General features: G+C 33.8%; 14 protein-coding genes, 1 tRNA gene and 1 riboswitch. Of the genes, 2 read left to right on the top strand and 13 right to left on the bottom strand.

Annotated elements, in window-relative coordinates:
- Window positions 1-4 precede the first annotated feature (4 nt).
- From DW114_RS16745 to DW114_RS16725, 6 genes are all read right to left on the bottom strand, one after another.
- Window positions 5-5,908, bottom strand: coding sequence for a beta-N-acetylglucosaminidase domain-containing protein (locus DW114_RS16745; protein ID WP_117454858.1), 5,904 nt, complete (start codon window positions 5,906-5,908; stop codon window positions 5-7).
- Between the two features lie 286 nt (window positions 5,909-6,194).
- Entirely contained in the window at window positions 6,195-6,863 is a 669-nt protein-coding gene (locus DW114_RS16740; RefSeq protein ID WP_117454857.1) for an ECF transporter S component, read from the bottom strand.
- Complete coding sequence (locus DW114_RS16735) at window positions 6,860-8,410, bottom strand: ABC transporter ATP-binding protein (protein WP_158552312.1); 1,551 nt, start codon at window positions 8,408-8,410, stop codon at window positions 6,860-6,862. Before DW114_RS16735 ends, DW114_RS16740 begins: the two co-directional genes overlap by 4 nt.
- Window positions 8,386-9,249, bottom strand: coding sequence for an energy-coupling factor transporter transmembrane component T family protein (locus tag DW114_RS21210; protein WP_117536398.1), 864 nt, complete (start codon window positions 9,247-9,249; stop codon window positions 8,386-8,388). The genes DW114_RS16735 and DW114_RS21210 overlap by 25 nt, the downstream gene beginning before the upstream one ends.
- Window positions 9,249-9,980, bottom strand: coding sequence for a DUF4430 domain-containing protein (locus DW114_RS16730; RefSeq protein ID WP_117454855.1), 732 nt, complete (start codon window positions 9,978-9,980; stop codon window positions 9,249-9,251). Before DW114_RS16730 ends, DW114_RS21210 begins: the two co-directional genes overlap by 1 nt.
- Window positions 9,981-9,996: 16 nt before the next feature.
- Window positions 9,997-11,232, bottom strand: a complete 1,236-nt coding sequence (locus tag DW114_RS16725) for a hypothetical protein (protein WP_117454854.1) — start codon at window positions 11,230-11,232, stop codon at window positions 9,997-9,999.
- Between the two features lie 122 nt (window positions 11,233-11,354).
- Window positions 11,355-11,533: riboswitch (cobalamin riboswitch) on the bottom strand.
- Between the two features lie 164 nt (window positions 11,534-11,697).
- On the opposite strand from DW114_RS16725, the gene DW114_RS16720 reads away from it, so the two are divergent.
- Together DW114_RS16720 and DW114_RS16715 are read left to right on the top strand one after the other, a co-directional pair.
- Entirely contained in the window at window positions 11,698-11,997 is a 300-nt protein-coding gene (locus DW114_RS16720; protein WP_117454853.1) for an ArsR/SmtB family transcription factor, read from the top strand.
- Between the two features lie 76 nt (window positions 11,998-12,073).
- Window positions 12,074-12,149: transfer RNA gene (locus DW114_RS16715), tRNA-Asn, on the top strand.
- A 122-nt stretch (window positions 12,150-12,271) separates the two neighbouring features.
- Here DW114_RS16715 and DW114_RS16710 read toward each other — a convergent pair.
- From DW114_RS16710 to DW114_RS16680, 7 genes are all read right to left on the bottom strand, one after another.
- Window positions 12,272-12,598: a helix-turn-helix domain-containing protein gene (locus DW114_RS16710; RefSeq protein ID WP_117454852.1), complete on the bottom strand. Its 327-nt coding sequence runs from the start codon at window positions 12,596-12,598 to the stop codon at window positions 12,272-12,274.
- 128 nt (window positions 12,599-12,726) lie between these two features.
- Window positions 12,727-13,071, bottom strand: a complete 345-nt coding sequence (locus DW114_RS16705; protein WP_117454851.1) for a helix-turn-helix domain-containing protein — start codon at window positions 13,069-13,071, stop codon at window positions 12,727-12,729.
- Window positions 13,072-13,188: 117 nt separating this feature from the next.
- Window positions 13,189-13,512: a helix-turn-helix transcriptional regulator gene (locus DW114_RS16700; RefSeq protein WP_117454850.1), complete on the bottom strand. Its 324-nt coding sequence runs from the start codon at window positions 13,510-13,512 to the stop codon at window positions 13,189-13,191.
- Window positions 13,513-13,600: 88 nt separating this feature from the next.
- Window positions 13,601-14,938, bottom strand: a complete 1,338-nt coding sequence (locus DW114_RS16695; RefSeq protein ID WP_117454849.1) for a hemolysin family protein — start codon at window positions 14,936-14,938, stop codon at window positions 13,601-13,603.
- Window positions 14,939-15,003: 65 nt separating this feature from the next.
- A complete protein-coding gene (locus DW114_RS16690; RefSeq protein WP_117454848.1) occupies window positions 15,004-15,819 on the bottom strand; it encodes a YwqG family protein in 816 nt (271 codons plus the stop codon).
- A gap of 37 nt (window positions 15,820-15,856) precedes the next feature.
- Complete coding sequence (gene deoC, locus DW114_RS16685) at window positions 15,857-16,519, bottom strand: deoxyribose-phosphate aldolase (RefSeq protein ID WP_117454847.1); 663 nt, start codon at window positions 16,517-16,519, stop codon at window positions 15,857-15,859.
- Between the two features lie 74 nt (window positions 16,520-16,593).
- Entirely contained in the window at window positions 16,594-17,664 is a 1,071-nt protein-coding gene (locus DW114_RS16680) for a hypothetical protein (protein ID WP_117454846.1), read from the bottom strand.
- Window positions 17,665-17,786: the final 122 nt, after the last annotated feature.

Raw genomic sequence — 17,786 nt, 5'->3', positions numbered from 1 at the left:
TAACTTATGCGTGTTTTTTATTTCTTTTCCATAAACTGATACATACGCCACCACTAATTAACAATGCCATAAATGCCATCCATGGATTACTGTGATCTGAAGTATCAGGTGTATTCTGTATAGCTGTTTTTACTTCAAGATTGTTGATTGCTTTTTGTAGATTTTTTGCATAAGCATCAATTTGATTCTGTTCCAGAATATTTTTATGATAATCAATATCATGGATTACACTATTTAGATATTTTACAGAATCACTTGTATAGTTATTTAAATCAGATGGTACTTGATCCATCAATTGATGTACTTTGGTATAATCGCCATCCAGATAAACCAAGCCTTTTACAGCACTTTCTATACTTTCTGCGAAATGATCTACCTTGTTTTGATCCTGAATCATATATCCATAATGTACAGCATCGATTGCTTTTTGTAAAGCTGCGACACTTTGTTTTGTGTAAACACTTAAATTTGTTGGAACTTTTTGTATTGCGGCATCTACTTTTTGATAATCTGCCTGTTTAAATGCCAGATTAGAATAAGCAGTTTCATAAGCATCTTTTGCATTTAAGAACGTTATAATATTTGTATTCTCTGCATCAAGTGCCATAAGTTTTTGATAAGCTTGTGCATATAATTGATATGTACTTTCTGTATAAACATCCGCTTTTTCTTTTGTTAGAGCTGTGCGATAAGATTCTAAATCTTTTGCTAAAGGATCTAATGCTTTTAATGCATTCTGAATATCCTGACAAGCTTTTTCTACTTCCGCAGCTGTTGCTTTTTGCTTAACGATTGCAGTGTCATGCAATACTTTTTGTAAAGCATTAAAGGAATCTTTCGTATAATCTGCTTTTTGATAAGCTGTTGTTGTTTCTACAACATGTAGATAATTTCTGATATCCACCAATTGTTTTTGTGCTTCTTTTAACTTTTGAATATGTGCCTGGATAATATCAGCATTAGAATTATTCACATCAGCTTTTGCAAGTTCAATTTCATTGCTTAATACTTCAAATGAAGCTTTTGTATAATCCGCTGGACTAATTTTCTCTAATTCTTTGATCATATCTATCATCATTACATTACCCTTAAACAATAGTCCTGCTTTTGCTTCCTGTAAACGATCAATTGCTTTCTTTACAGTATCAATGGTTCCCGTGTTAAACAGTTCTTTTGTGTCATTGACTGCTTTTTCATATGCCTGATATGTTGTTGTTTCATATAAATCTTTATTCAAGTTATTGAAATCATGATGTAGATTTTGTAGTTCTGTGATATCCGCAAGCTGATTAACGCTTTCTTTATATGCAATTCTTGCCTTAGCCATATTGACTGGATCTGTACTGTTTTGAATATCATTTGTCATATCTTCTTTAGCTTTTTGATATGCTTGGTAAGTCATAACAGAATAATTTGCTTCTATAAACTTTCCTTCATCATTCGCTAATGTATTCTCTGCTAATTCTGATTGCATGGTAGAATACACCAGATGTTCTTTCGCATCTTTGATGGCTGTTTCCAATGTTTGCGCATCCTCTTCGCTGATATTCTTTTCATCATTTAAAGCATCTTTGATATTGTTTAATGCTGATTTATAACGATCATAAGATGTTCCTGTATAGACTTGTACATCATCTATCATAAATGGTTTTTCTTCTTTGACATAAGCTTTTAAGGCCGTTGTATCTGCCTGAATCAAAGCATTTTTTATTACGCTTTGTAATGCATTGACAGCCATATCAATACTATTTTGAGATACGTATGTATTTTCATATATTGCGCTAGCATTTACTTTAGCATCTTCAAATTTTTGTTTTGTGTCAGATGTCCACTTCTCATTTAAAGATACCTGTAGTACTTTTTGCAGTTCTGTTTTATCAATAGCCTCTGTTTTATCTAATGTTAATATTTCAGATATTTCAGGAAGCTTGTCTGTCCATTGTACCTGTATACTCAAAAGATACTGATCATCTGGAATAACAAATTCATTTAATGGCAGGTTCAATGTTCCTAGTGTTACAGTTGTCGTTTTACTCAAATCATTTTTATTAGCAAGTATCGCACGCACAACAGCATTTGACATTTCACCAGATTGCACAATACGAATGGTTTTTACATTTTCAGGTTTTGATAAACGATAGGTAAATTCACCATTTTTTTCACTTGGTTTGTATGTGGTAGATAAATTACCATCAAACATATTGCTTGGGATTTTACCTTTTTCTTCAACTACGCTTGCTACAACATCTCTGTTATTTTCTGGTGATACATAAACACCACCATTGATCAATAATTCATTCATGTATACTGCACGATGATTATTAGAGGCTGTAAAACGTAAACGAAGATAACGACCTGATGCCTGCAGATTGGTTGCTTCTTTATACATATTGCCCGGATGACTGCTGTCATGTGTTAATTCAGAATAATTCTTGGCAGTATTGCTGGCATCTTCTGGCTCTGTATTTTCTTTGCCATCCCCAACGCTCAATAATTCTGTCCATTCATCATCCTTTGCATCAGGAGCTGCAGCGATTTCAAAAACACCATCCCGCAGGTAGTTTGGCTGTGTTTCCACAACATAATAACGGAAATCATGAATATCATATGTTTGCCCTAAATCAAAGATTGCATATTGTCCAGCTTGTGGAAAACCGCCGATTTCTGCGCCTGTGTTTATATTCTGATCGAATATATTAAAATCATTGCCTAAGGAACGCATATCTTCAGCTGGTCCCCATCCACCCGCAATTGGTGTATTGCATTCTAATAATTTTGCTTTAGGAGCTGTATACAATGTTACATAAAAATCTTTTAATTCCATTGTTACGGTATCTTTCGTATTTCTTAAACGGATATATTTCGCATCGAAGGAATCCTTTGTATTTTCTACTGGTGTCCATTGAATACCATTTAAAGAAGTTTCCAATACTACATTGGTTGGAATCTGTTCGATATGGATATCTGTAATATGCTTAATATTATCTAGTTGTAATCCTATATATTCTTGATTTTTCAATACGAGCGAACCATCATTCAAAGCCGCTTTTTGTGGTGTTATTATTGATGAAATATGATTATCTGTTATATTTGTATATACATGTTTTAAATCCCCTGTCTGATTCTCTTTTACAGTAAATTCAGAAAATTTTAACCATGCCCTTTTATCTTTTAAATTCACAACACGAATATACTTTGCTTTCGTATTATGTAAATCAATATCTAAAACATCTTTTCCACTTGCGACACCCTGATAATTATCATATCCTTCTACACTTTCCCATGTATTGCCATCTACTGATGTTTCAATTTTATAATTGTCAAGTTTATCGCCATCATTATTTCCGACGACTAAATGTAAACTCTTTAGTTCAATGACTTTACCAAAATTATATCCAAGATAATCACCTGCATATGTGGTATCTCCTGGTTCAGAATACCACACAAATGTATTGTCATTACCATCATACAATGCACTTTCCGCAGCACTACCTGCATATACATTCCAACTTGAAGACTTAATTACATGATAACCCCATACATCTGAATTTTCATGTTCATCATTGATTTCTATTTCATTCACATTTAAATAAGCATCATTTAGATTATCTTTGGTGGCAATCAAGCGAATACCCATGGCTTCTATATCTAAATTTTCAACATATATTTCCTGCAGCTTATTTAAAACACCTGTATATGTTTGATTATTTAAATCTACCCACGTTTTTCCATCTTGTGTATATTGAAGCTTACATTCCTCAAAATGATTCTTTCCACCGCCCAAAATAAACTTCATGGACGTGATAGATATCTTTTTAGAGAACATTGCGCCAACGTAATCTCCCTGATAGATAAGATTTGGATGTTGATAACTTATACTGGTATCTACATTGCCATCAAACACATTATTTATATTTCCTATCGGTGTATCTTGACGGCTTGTGATAAAGCGCTTTGTGACGATAGATGGATCCACAGCACTTTTTGTATAATTGCTTAAGTATGAATCCAGATATTCGATAAATGGAACGATATGTTGAACGCCTATTTCAGCATATTCTGTATGATCTACATAGTGGAACCCATAGGATTTAGATTTTTCAAATGCCTTTTTTCCAGCTGCCATATTCTCCATGACACTTGCGGTATCATTTTGTAATGTAGCTTTTACACCATTTAAATATGCGATTGCTGCAGCTGTTGTATCATCAAAACTGTTTAACCAATAGATCATCTGATCTTTTATAGCTTCATTCCCTGCATGATTTCTATAAGTTTTTGAGGCTTTTGCCAGCTTCTCAAATTCTTGAATCAAAGCATTTGTTTCTTCGATACTGACTGGTTTTTGTTTATCTAATTTTTCCTTAAATGGTGCTAACAATTTGTTTAATTCTACAGATTCCTGTAAAGGTTTTACCCTTGTATCCATATTTTGATTCATCATATGTTTACTCAGTTCCTTTAAAGCATTGGAAGCATCGTTTGCTAAAGCATTATTATGATCTACAAAAGAGAAAGAATCTTCCCATGCTTCATTTGCTTTTTCTTTAGATTGCCAGATATTCCAAGAATATTCTGCATTTCCAAAGATGGCTACTTTACTTGGTTCTGATTGCTGCATTGGATTTAATACAATTCCCTGAATGTTATCAGGATTTACACCTGGTTCTAAGAATGTATCATATCCGCCCATAATCAAGTGTTTTTTAGAATTATCGGTACATGGCCAGTTGATCCATAAGTATGGTCCACGACCTGCATTCTTTGTGAAGGTCTGTGTAAAGTTATTAGATACTTCGCCCCAGACTTTACCACCAGTCATAACGATTTGAACATTGTCTGGAAAATTATGATAATAGTTTTCCCCATAGTGCATATATTCCGCAGTTACAAATGGCAGTGTAAGTTTTAAATCCGGATAGGTTTTCTGCATTTCTTTTAACCATGCTGTCATATCTTTTAGAAGTCTTGTATAGTTTTCTGCACCAGAATTACCTGCATCATCTGCCAGGATTGCAATTTGACGTACACCAACTTCGATGGTTTGTTTAAATTTATCCTGTAGCACCTTTAAATCTGCATTATAATTTTCATCTGTATTAAAGCGAATAGGGTCTGATTGAAATGGATGCAAGGCAAAAACAAAACGACATTTTGAAGCATTTCCTGCCTCGGCTAATGGTTTAATTTTTGTATTGATTTCTTCATCACTATATAGTTCTCTCCACATTTTATTATGCTTAAGATCATCCTTTGGCGCATAAAAATATGAATTCAATTTATAATATCCACTCCAATTCATTAAATTTATACGATCCTGTGTTGACCATGGATTACCATAATAGCCTTCGATAAAGCCTCTACTGACAATATCTGCATAATCATTGATTGTGAAATTTCTAATGTGATAACTTTCCATTTGTGCAAATATATGGTACAACGTTGTCAAACCATAAAAAGCAGAATCACTATCCTTACCCAAAATAGCAATTGTCTGTTGATTGCTTTTCAAAAAATATGCATCATTCTTCTCAAATAATGATGGATCTATTTCATTATTTTGACGGATATATGCATCAGCGAAGCCTTTAGAACCATAAACACCAACATAGATATTCGTCATACCAGATTTTGCCTGATCCGATGTTTGAATGGTTAAATTTTTTAAAGCCGCCACCTCATTCATTCGAGCTTTTGTGGCATCATCAATCTCCTTATCATAAATCACATTTACATTTTCTTGAAGGTTATATCCACCATCCTGATATTCTATGGAATGAACAGTAGGATATATTTTATATGCTTCATCATTCGTAGCTTCTTCTGCGAATACATGCACAGAAAAAGGCAGCGTGCCTGTAAATGCCATCATGAATGATATAAAACATGCAGCAAATTTTTTTAACATAGTTTTCTCCTTTCCATACTATTAATCTTTATATTCTTTAAATAATTGCTGTATCACATCCTTTTTTAATATTGTGATAAGAAAGCGCTCTCTTTCTACTTTATTAGTATTTATTTCATCCATCATTTCGTCTTTGCACTTTTTAGTATTGTTTGTGCACCTTTTAGTAATTTTATAATATATAATTAAATCAGCTTATTTTGTTATATATTAATAGCCACATATTGATAATTATATATATAAAAAGGTATCCGGTTAAGGATACCAAATATTTAAATGATTAACATTATAAATCATATTTCAAACGTATTCTTTCAATTTTCTTATGCATAATGGGATATAATATTTCCACAAATAACACATTTGAAATCATATAAATAACCATAAAAGGCAATGATGTTATCAATAGGGCGATGTAGCGTTGAAATTCAAAACTTCCTGTGGCCATTGTGGAATAAATATCCATAAACACACTAAAGAATACTCCAGAAAATAATGCGTAAACAATTCGTATGGTACGTTTTTTAAAACATTTATGTATGAATCCTGCACCTAGTCCAATGATCCCCCATGCAAGCATTTGAAAAAATGTCCATGGACCGATTCCGAAAAATAAATCCGACAGTAATGCAGATAAACTGCCACATAAAAATCCATTCCATCCGCCTAATAAGGCTCCTGCGATAATGGCGATTCCAGTAAGCGGTTTAAAGCCGGGTGCCCACAAAAATAAAACACGTCCAGCGACAGCCATTGTGATCATACATGCACATAATACAAGTTCACTTAATCTTGGACTTCTTTTATCATATTGATTCCAGCATGAAAACAAGATACAAATTGCCCCAAGATTAGCATAGAATAAAAAATGTTCCTCAAACCCATATAAAAGAAAAAGCATAAATGTACATAGCAATCCCAGAAAACCTATTCTTCTTTTCCACACATGCGTCATGATATCATATCCTCATATGTGATTGCACAAGGCGTCAGATGACGTGTACATCTTCTCCAATAGGTCGTATAAAAGTTATTATCCATCATAAATGAGCGAACAGGCTTTAATGCTGTGATGGTGCCATCAAATAAGAAGCCACAACGATCTGCACATAATGCCGCAAATTCTACATCATGAGATACCATAATGATTGTATGTTTTTCTGTTAATGTTTTTAAAATCTTCGCTAATTGTTCTCGATAATACATATCTAAGCCCTTGCTTGGTTCATCCAGCAATAAAATACATTCATCATCACAATGCATCAATAATAAAGCAAGTGCTGCACGCTGCAGTTCTCCTCCTGATAGATCATAAGGATGCATAAGCAACAGCTTTTCCAAGTCAAAGCATTTGATCCATGTATCACGATTAGAAAACATTGCATATTCTTCCTTTAAGCTGTCCTTCACAAATAATATTCTGGGATCTTGTGGAAGATATAATAATCTTTTTTTGATATCTACTTTGCCAAATTTATTCGCATATTTGCTACCTAACATTTTTAGGAATGTTGTTTTCCCACTGCCGTTTCCTCCAAATAAACATAAAATCTCATGCTCCTTTACCTCAATAGAAAAATCACGCAATACATCCGGACTATCTTTTTGATAACGCAGATAAACATGTTCACATCGTAATACGGTATTTGTATCTTCTTTTATTTTTGATGAAGCTATATTTACCATCTTTATCATTTGACGCATTTGTTTTTCTGTCACTGGATTTTCTTTTTCTTCGGGATACATCTGCTGTATATAACGTGCAGGATAAGGTAATAAGGCATCATAAGTAATATGTCCTTTACATAAATAATTTGGTTTTCCATCATATGCAATCGTACCCTCCTCAAGATAGATTATACGTTCACATACATCCAATAGGCTTTCTAACTGATGTTCCACCATAATGATTCCAATATCAAACTCTTTATGAATACGTATCAAAAGATCATAGAATCGCTGTTTTGCGATAGGGTCCAGCTGACTGGTCGGTTCATCTAATAAAATTACTTTTGGTTTCATCGCTAATACTGCCGCTAGCTGAACAATTTGTTTCTGACCACCGCTTAAATGCGAAATAGGAGTATGATAAATATCCTCCAATCCTAGAAATGATACAACTTCCGCAAGCTGTTGATGGATATCTTCACTTTTCATACCCAGATTCTCTAATCCAAATGCCAGCTCATGCCAGACCTGATCACTTACAAGCTGTAAATCTGGCTGCTGGGATACATAGCCAATGGATGCGGCACTTTCTAAATCGTTCATTTCTTCAATTAAAGTCTTTGTTTGATTTTCCCATATGATTGTTCCTTTTACATCCATTTTAGGGCGAAGCTGTTTTTTCAACATTCTCAACAGTGTTGTTTTTCCACATCCGCTTTTACCAGCAATCACCACAAAGCTGTCAATGGGTAATGTGATATGGATATCATGCAATACTGGCTGTTTTGCGTTGATATAAGAAAGTGAATCTATATCGATTCGATATCTTCCCATGCCGGCACCTCCTTTTGAAATAAGCATAATGGTAATGCACATAAACCTATACATGCGATAAAAAATAAAGCCGCCTGCAGAATGGATAATTCTTGATAAAAACTTGGATACCACCAGAAAGATATGCCATGCATTCCAATCACACTCAAAATGATACAGACAACGTTAAAAAGTAACACCCTTCGATCTCTTTTCTCTATAGGATATCTTTGATATATACTGCGTTTTCGTTCTCCATAGCCACGTGATCGCATAGATAAAGATGTTTCTACACCTGATTCCATTAACCAGGTAATGAGCATGGATACAACCGCAATGTTTTCTCTAATGGATGAAAACCAGTTATGCTTCGTTATCATCAGACTTCTTGCATAACGAATATCCTCATATTGTTTTTTGATGCTGGTTAATTGACGTAAACTTAAGGAGCATAAGATTGCGGCATTACAAGATATCTTTGTGATCATATACAAAATCTGATCCGTATAAATCATATGGGAATATATACGAAATAAATTCATGATACCTGCAAGCATAATTCCTAAATCAAGGCCATATAAAATAGATTCCCACGTTATTGGGGTATTCCAGATAAAGCATAAGATATAAATGCCACGATGTTGAAAAAACGGATTGCTGACTGCCATCAGAATCATCAAAAATATATTTTGTTTTAGGATACTTTTTACTTTCATATTTGGAAATTCCAGTATGTATATCCAGCTCATGATAAACAAAAGTACATGAATCAAGGGATGTGAAATAATGGTATCCCATGCAATTAGTGTAAACACAAATAGGGTAATGACAAAAGGATGATATCGTTTCAGTTCAAGCATCAGATATCACCCACTTTGACTGTATAACGCCACTCTATCACATCACCGGCTTTTACTTTGTACTGTGTACTGCTTATCGTACAAACTGTCCCATTCACTGCATACAGCCATCCAGAACTTTTCCCTGCATCAAATTCTCCTATATTATTTATATATTTTACATATCCATTGCTTGCATCTAAAGGGATGCCTTGTTGTGCACATACCCTGGAAAGAAGATCATAGACGGTATCACCATCCTGTATTTCTACACTTACAGGTGCAACCAGTACACCATCTGCTGGTATAAAATTTTGAAAACGGGAATCTACTTCGCCTTTATGATCTAAAATATTTTTCATATCAATAGAAAAGGTCACAGTCTGAATTTCAGGCTGTTTTACTGGTGTTTCTTCTTTATTTGTTTGTGGTTTCTGAGTAGAGGTTTCCTGTTTAGGTTTTTCTTCTTTTTTATCTTCTGAAGGGTTCTGTTTATCAGGTACTTTATTACTTTGTTTATCTGATGTTACTTCTTCTTGCTTTTCCTTTTTTGTATCTTCCTTTGAAGATTTCTTTTCTATATTCGTATGCTTTGATTCCAGATATAATTTATTCTCTATGGAAGATATACCAACAGGTGTTTTTTTATTATCCTGCTTTGCATATATAAACAGAAAAGAAAAGGATATGAGGGCTATCACACCTAATAATATTCCTTGTATGTAACGTTTTTTCTTTTTATCGCTCAACATATCCTTACCTTCTTTCTTAAGCTTTTTTTCTTACAAGCACCAGGCCGGCACTCGCACATAATGCCAATACAAATAAAGAACTGTTCATACCTTTACTGGTATCTTTGATAACCGGTTCCTGTTTATTACCATTTTGTATTTCTTTATCTGGTGTATTCACATCATCTTTTTCATTTATAGTTTCATCAACGGTTGGTTGATTCACCTGAAAACGATTTTCATTCAGTTTTACTCCAGCCTGATATAAATAATATGGCACTCCTACTTTCGCATTCTTATAAGCAATCAATGCACGAACAGCCTGTTCCGTACCATAACCATCCAAATCATTCTTATCTGTACTACCAAAACCTTTTTTATCTTCCAAAGCAAAATTCATTAATCCATCTATCAATGTATTACCATTTACCACAAATTCTGTATTCATATCTTTTCCATATGCTGCCATAGTGACAATCATCATTGCGGTTGTGTTAGAATTGCCATTTGACCAAACACTTTTCATCGCACCATTTTCTTCTTGGAAATCTTTTAGATATGTGAAGCCTTCTTCGACTGCCTGTTTTACAGCATCCTTGGTTTCCTTAGAAATACCTGTTTCACTTTCTGGCAGGTTATAATATGGCGCAAGTGCCGTTAATACCATTGCGGTCGTGTCTGTATCAGAAGATCCCCAAGTCCCTGTATAATCTCCAGTGTAATTCCATGCGTGATCTGCTGGATTTCTTAATGCGATCAAATCCTTGATTAACTGGTCTTTATCCAGTTTACTGTCCTTTGCAGGTGAATAATTTCCACTATGTAAGGCTTCTAATGCAAATACATAATCGTTTGTGAAGGATAATTCAAATTCAGATAACATATCATAAAGATTGACAATCTTACCATTCATTTCATATGCGGATGCATCGTATCCATAAGCTTCTACAAGCATAATCATCTTTTCAACATCATTAGCCGTTGCTCTTGGATTTTCTATTTTTTTCTGTGTTAAAGGAATAAATTTTGCTTCACTTTTCTGCAGCTGTTCCTCATTCATTCCATAAGCTGTCTGAGATAATGCGATAAATGCATCATCTCCTGTATATAATGGAATACTGCCATCTTGCAAGGAAGTAAAACTACCTTCAATCCAATCAATTGGATTGCTTGTTGCTTCATTCACTACATTTGTTTCCTGTGCATTTACTGGCATACATAAACTTCCAAAGGCAAGTGCTGCCGCAAATGCGATACTCATTAATTTCTTCATTTTCTTTCTCCTCTTTTCTTACACAAGAAAAAGATAAGGATACTGAATAAAAAAACTCTTTTACCATGATGAAAAGAGTTTCTTATCTTTCTCAATCATGGTGTGCTTAATCTCTCGTTAATCACATCCATATAGATAATGGCAAGTATTCCGGCTCTAGTTCAACATCTTAATTCGTCTTCCCATAAGTTATACAGTGACAATTGAATAAGACTCCCTATTACGGCGGCGGGACCGCGCAGGTCTTTCACCTGCTTCCTTTTTCATCACTAAATTGTGAACCATTATCCTTATCATTTTTCAATGAGCATGTGTATTGTATCATGTTTATCTTTATTGCGCCATCGTTTATCACATGACTTCCATAAGAAAGTTTTATTTTGTTATTATTTTTTTATGATTGACAAAAAATCGTTACTCTTCTATGATTATAATAGAAAAAGGGGCAAGGAAGGAGTATGTTGTATGAATAATCGTAGAATTGCGTTAATATTCAAGGCTTTCTGTGATGAAAATCGTGTGGAAATACTTGAAATATTAAAAGAGGGAGAACATTGTGCATGTGAGTTATTAGATAAAATGCAAATCAGTCAGTCTACTTTATCCCATCATATGAAAATTTTGATTGACAGTGGAATCGTTGAATCTAAAAAAGATGGAAAATGGATGCATTATCGCATCAATAAAACAGGCTGTGAAGAAGCAATCGAGCTGATTCATTATTTTGAAGATACTAAAGAACGTATCCCATCCTGCTGCAAGTAAATTTTTCAAGAAAATTCATTTTTGATATTGTCAAAATGAAAAAGATATGATATTATAACAAGGCATTCAGAAAGATGCCTTAATAGCTCAGTAGGTAGAGCATCCGGCTGTTAACCGGCAGGTCACAAGTTCGAGTCTTGTTTAAGGCGCCATTGAAAGACAAAACCATTGAAATAAATATTTCAATGGTTTTTTTGTATAATCCTAGACAATGTGACAATGTATCAATATCTCTCATATAAATGATTTCTGAAGAAACATGAAAAGAAAAACATTATGTTTTCTTACGCCTGTATGCCAAGTATGTCGCAAATGAAATCACTTCATTCATTTCCTCCGCACTAAGATTTCTGCATAATTCAATCAACATCATTTCCTGATTAGAAACCTTTGCGTCATATATGCCATAAAACGCATTCAGATTAAGATTCAATATAGAACATATTTTCACCATATTCTGGTAAGGGATATCATTTTGCCCATTTAAATAATGTGATACTTGCATTTTACTGACATTTAATTTCTCAGCAAGCTTCGCCTGTGTCATGTTTTTTTCTTTTAATTTTTTTCTTATCAGCTTACCAAAATCTTTTGTATTCATATTCTAATCTACCTCAATTTTATTATAGGATGTACCAAAAGATTAAGATATATACATAACTTGATAAGTTACTAAGAAAAATAAAAGTAAATTTATACTTTACCAATACATCAAAAAAGAGTGAAAAATCATTTCTTATTTTGATGGAAATCATTTTTCTCTCTTTGTTTATAAAGTAAATAATTCATGTAGTCAGCAAGCTCTTGTCTGTTTGCTTCGTTTAGATATCTCATCAGTTCAACCATACGCATTTCATCATCATTCATACTGCCATCGTATATTCCATATAATTTATTTAAATTCAGATTTAATATTTTACATATCTTTGCGACATTTTGAAAAGGCACTTCATTATGCCCACTGATATAATGCGATATTTGACTTTTACTAACGCCAAGCTTATAAGCTAGCTTTGATTGTGTCATATTCAGCTCTTTTAATCTTTGACGTATTAACTCTCCAAAATTTTCCATATTTTACCTCATGATAAAATTATAGAGTTATCAGAAAATTTTAGATATACGATTTTAGTGATAATATACATTTTTGTATATAGTTTTCGTAACGCTAAACTTCATGGTCAAAAAAAATCATTTGTTTTGATATCTTTCATCTCTGATCTTCAAATAGTTTATTTTCTCTTTAGCGAAGTATTCTTTTTCTTCACCTTGCAAGATTTTTATTTCTTTATGAATTTTCAGAAATAAATCCTCTACACTCATCTGGTAATACTCTGCAATCTTTTCTAAATCTTCTTGTGACAGCTTTCCTCTTGCGTTTTCTATACGATTGTATTTGTGTAAACTCATCTGTATTTCATCCGCAAATTGATATTGTTTTAAACCTTTTGCGCTACGCAAACGTTTTAATATCAGTGCTGTCGCCCACGCTTCAACATCAGATTTATGATTCATAATAACCTCCTTTTTTTTAAGGATATCACATAATTTAAAATTTGCAAGTTACTTTTTCTTCACAAAAAAAGAATAACCCTTAAAAGAGTTATTCTTCCGTTTTTTCTTCTGGTTGAATGATTAATCGTATTTTCTCAATATGTTTATCTTCTACTTCTAATATATCAAAATGAAGATTTTTATAATCCACACTTGTTTTTGAACCATCTTCCAAAATTTTTCCTAATAAATCCAACAGGAAGCCTGAAATGGTATCATGATCTTCACTTTCTAAATCTAAAGATAATTCTTCATTTAAATCATCTACATTCATGAAGCCGTCAATCAGATACGTATGTTCATCCAGTTTCTTTAACTGGGGTTCTTCGATTTCATCATATTCATCCTCGATATCACCCATGATTTCTTCAACTAAATCTTCAATTGTGGCAATACCAGAAAAGCCACCATATTCATCCACCAGAATTGCTAAATGCTGGCGTTTCTTCTGCATTTCTTTAAACAGTTCATCTATATTTTTCGTTTCTAATACAAAATATGGTTTTCTTAAAATCTTTCGGATATCCACTTTTGTATAATCATAATGATATTTATGTGCTTCTATTAGGAAATCTTTAATATGTAGAATACCAATAATATCATCTACCGTATCTTCATAAACAGGAATACGTGTATAATGCATTTCCATTAAATCATCTAAATAAGAATCTAATGGGTCATTGATATCAATACAGAAAACCTCTGTTCTTGGTGTCATGACATCTTCTGCCTGAATATCATCAAATTCAAAGATACTGTTGATCATCTCTGTTTCTGTTTCATTAAACACACCGTTTTCCTGTCCACTTTCTACCATGGAACGAATTTCTTCACGTGATAAAGATTCTTCTACATTTTCATCATGCATACCAAATAAGCGCAAGACAAACTTTGTGGACCATGACAATATTTTAATAAATGGTGATGCGATTTTTGATACCACAACAATTGGCTTCGCACACATCATTGAGAATTTCTCTGCATTTTGAAGGGCGATACGCTTTGGTACCAATTCACCAAAAATCAAAGTCACAAAGGATAATAAAATAGTAATCACAACGATTGCGATTGTTTCTCCATATGGCACTTGCCATTGCTTTAAAACCGTCGCAAAGCGAAGGGAAATCCCTGTCGCAGCACTGGCAGAGTTAAAGAAACCCGCTAATGTGATTGCCACCTGAATAGTAGACAAAAAGGCAGTTGGTTCTTGTAGAAGTTTTTCTACCAGCTCCGCTTTCTTATTGCCTTCCTCCACCAAACGGTGAATCTTTGTTTTACTAACGGATACGATTGCCATTTCACTTGCGGCAAAGTATGCGTTAATCATCGTCAATATAACGATAAGTAATAATTGTACCATGATCGATGAACCTTGGGGGTCATCCATAAATCATCTCTCCTTTTTTCATTTTGAATGAATTTTATCAGATTTCAATATAAAAGTAAAGTACCTTAACAACAGTCCCACTGATACATCACTTCTGAAAAATCACATTTCCTTAAAGCTTCCCATGTCATAAAGAATTTTGCTACTCCACAATCTCCCCACATGATGTCTTCTACACTATCTAATTGAAATAACAAAACATCATATTCCGGCATGCCTGCACGATGATCATATTGTGTAAAATACGGATATCCACCCATCTGACAATTGCAGGTTTCTAACATATCATACAGCTGGTCCAAAGTGTCATCATCTAAATCATAATATCTTGTGACATCTTCAGGCAAGATATCTTTACAGCTTTCTTTTAAAACATCATTAAAACGATAATCACTCAAACTAATCACCTGTTCATCCAGATAAGGCGTTAGTACATAGGTATTAGAAGGTGAAAAAGGCAGTGATATATCTGAATCATCGCAATTGGTGTGATGTACATCTTTCAGGATATCCGGATGTTCCACATTTTCATAATATCGTATACACCATGTCGTTTGATCAAATGGATCATCACAATTCATACCTGCCATATCATTATCCCCAGCAATAAATATTTGAAGAATACCTTTCTGCGGAAAGTCCTGTATATGCGGTATTTTAGAAAAATCTAATTGTGCCAATAGATACAATTCTTTTCCTGTTTCTATATTCACTGGTGGCTTCTCACCTTCTGGAAGATAATATGCACCACCAATCTTCATATCAAATGGACTTATCTCATTTTTCTTTTCAACTTCAAAGCGTATGATAGGGCGTACACTTGCCTGTTTTAAATGCTCATAAATCTGTTTTGCATCAAATGCTTCTTCTCTTTTTTCCATATTTGTTTCCTCTAATTGAAAAAGGTCATTTCTGACCTTAGTATCCGCCTTCACTTGTTTTTCTTTGCATTAGTGTTACTCCAGCACTCGTGCCAATACGATCGGCTCCTGCTTCAATCATTTTTTCCATATCTTCAAATGTACGTACACCACCAGCTGCTTTGACTTTACATGCATCTTTTACTGTATCTTTCATTAATCGTACATCTTCTACAGTCGCACCACTTGTAGAAAAACCAGTGGAGGTTTTCACAAATGCTGCGCCAGCTTCTACACAAAGCTTACATGCCTTTACGATTTCTTCTTTGCTTAACAAACAGTTCTCTAAGATCACCTTTACTGTATGTCCCTGCGCTGCTTCTACAACCGCTTTTATATCTTCAAGTACAGCATCATAGTGTCCAGCTTTCATCTCGCCAATATTTAATACCATATCGACTTCGTTGGCACCATGATTAATGGCATCTCTTGTTTCAAATGCTTTCGCATCGCTGCTCATTGCACCTAATGGAAAACCAATGACAGTACATACCATAACATCACTTCCTGCCAATAATTCCTTACAGGCTGATACCCAATATCCATTCACACAAACACTTGCGAAATCATACTCTTTTGCTTCTTCACATAGCACTTTTATTTTGTCATACGTCGCATCTGCCTTCAACAATGTATGATCAATATATTTATTCATTTTCATTATAAAAATCCTCCTGTTTACTACTATCAGTATAGCATTATCTTACGCAATCATCCATAATGAAATTGTTTTTCTTATTCATATGGTTCCTTTGTTTTAAAGCGCCCAGACCAATAGGCATGAATGAAGGGATCTTTTAATAAACGCATGGTTAAGCGATAGAAACAAAGATATCGTGCAGCTTCCATAATCAATAATAAAATAATACATAACATAGAATATTTTTGTGATATACATGTCTGCATAATTTCTGGCAGCATTGCCACCTGACGTACCAACTCACACAGCCATGCGATAAATATTAAAGGCTTTGTGATACGATGATAGAAAAACATGGTTACCATAGGAAACATCCAGATCAAAATAGAATACAAGGTAGACAGCATCAACATACGCTGAATATATGGAATACCAGCATCATGACGATTATTTAAATGCATCAGATATAGAAACAAATAACAAAACAGAAATCCACCAAAGCATAACATCACAAGCAGGAATGCATTGATACGTATGCGTTTTTTCGCTCTTATAATCAAAGGGCTTCGCTGCGGCAGTCGTAATATCAACGGGATCGCTTCATCATTTTGAAACGGTATTCCCTGCATAGGATTTTCTTCCTCATCATCATTAGGTAGTTGTTCGTCTTCATCCAAGGCATCTTCATAGATGATATATCTGCTCCAGATACAGCGCATTGTAGGGTCTGTACGCATTTTTAACATACAGCTACACGTTAAAATAGTTTTCAACACAAGCAATATAGCAAATAAGTAACGCAATATATTATCTGTTTTATCAACGATTGGATATTCTAATACCTGTAACATATCGACCAGTGTATATAAAGAAATGATAGTAAATGCCGCAAACAGTGTCCTTCCAACCTTACGAAAGCGCCAAAGCATGCGAATGATGATACCCCATATGACAAGCATACTGATTGTTTTCACCATAAATATCAGCATTGCGTCCTTTTCTTTTGGCACAAATAACATTTTTACCATAAAATAATTGATTACACTATAACATAATAAGAACATATAAAAGAGAATCAGCAGCACTTTTAAATTCTGCCGACCTTTTCTTTGCATATATCGGTAATTTTCTTTTGTGACTTTCTTTCTCATGACTCTATTATACATGAATTACTTTCTGATATATATAATATTTCCCAGGTAATAATACAAAAAAAATAAACAGTCACCATGGACCAATGCCAATAAGTTAAAGGTATTGACAAAAACAAAAATCAGGAATATAGCTA

Source organism: Absiella sp. AM09-50 (genome assembly GCF_003433845.1).
Lineage (GTDB): Bacteria > Bacillota_I > Bacilli_A > Erysipelotrichales > Erysipelotrichaceae > Hoskinsella > Hoskinsella hominis.
Note: the sequence above shows the minus strand (reverse complement) of the source record. Positions and strands in the feature narration are given on the sequence as shown.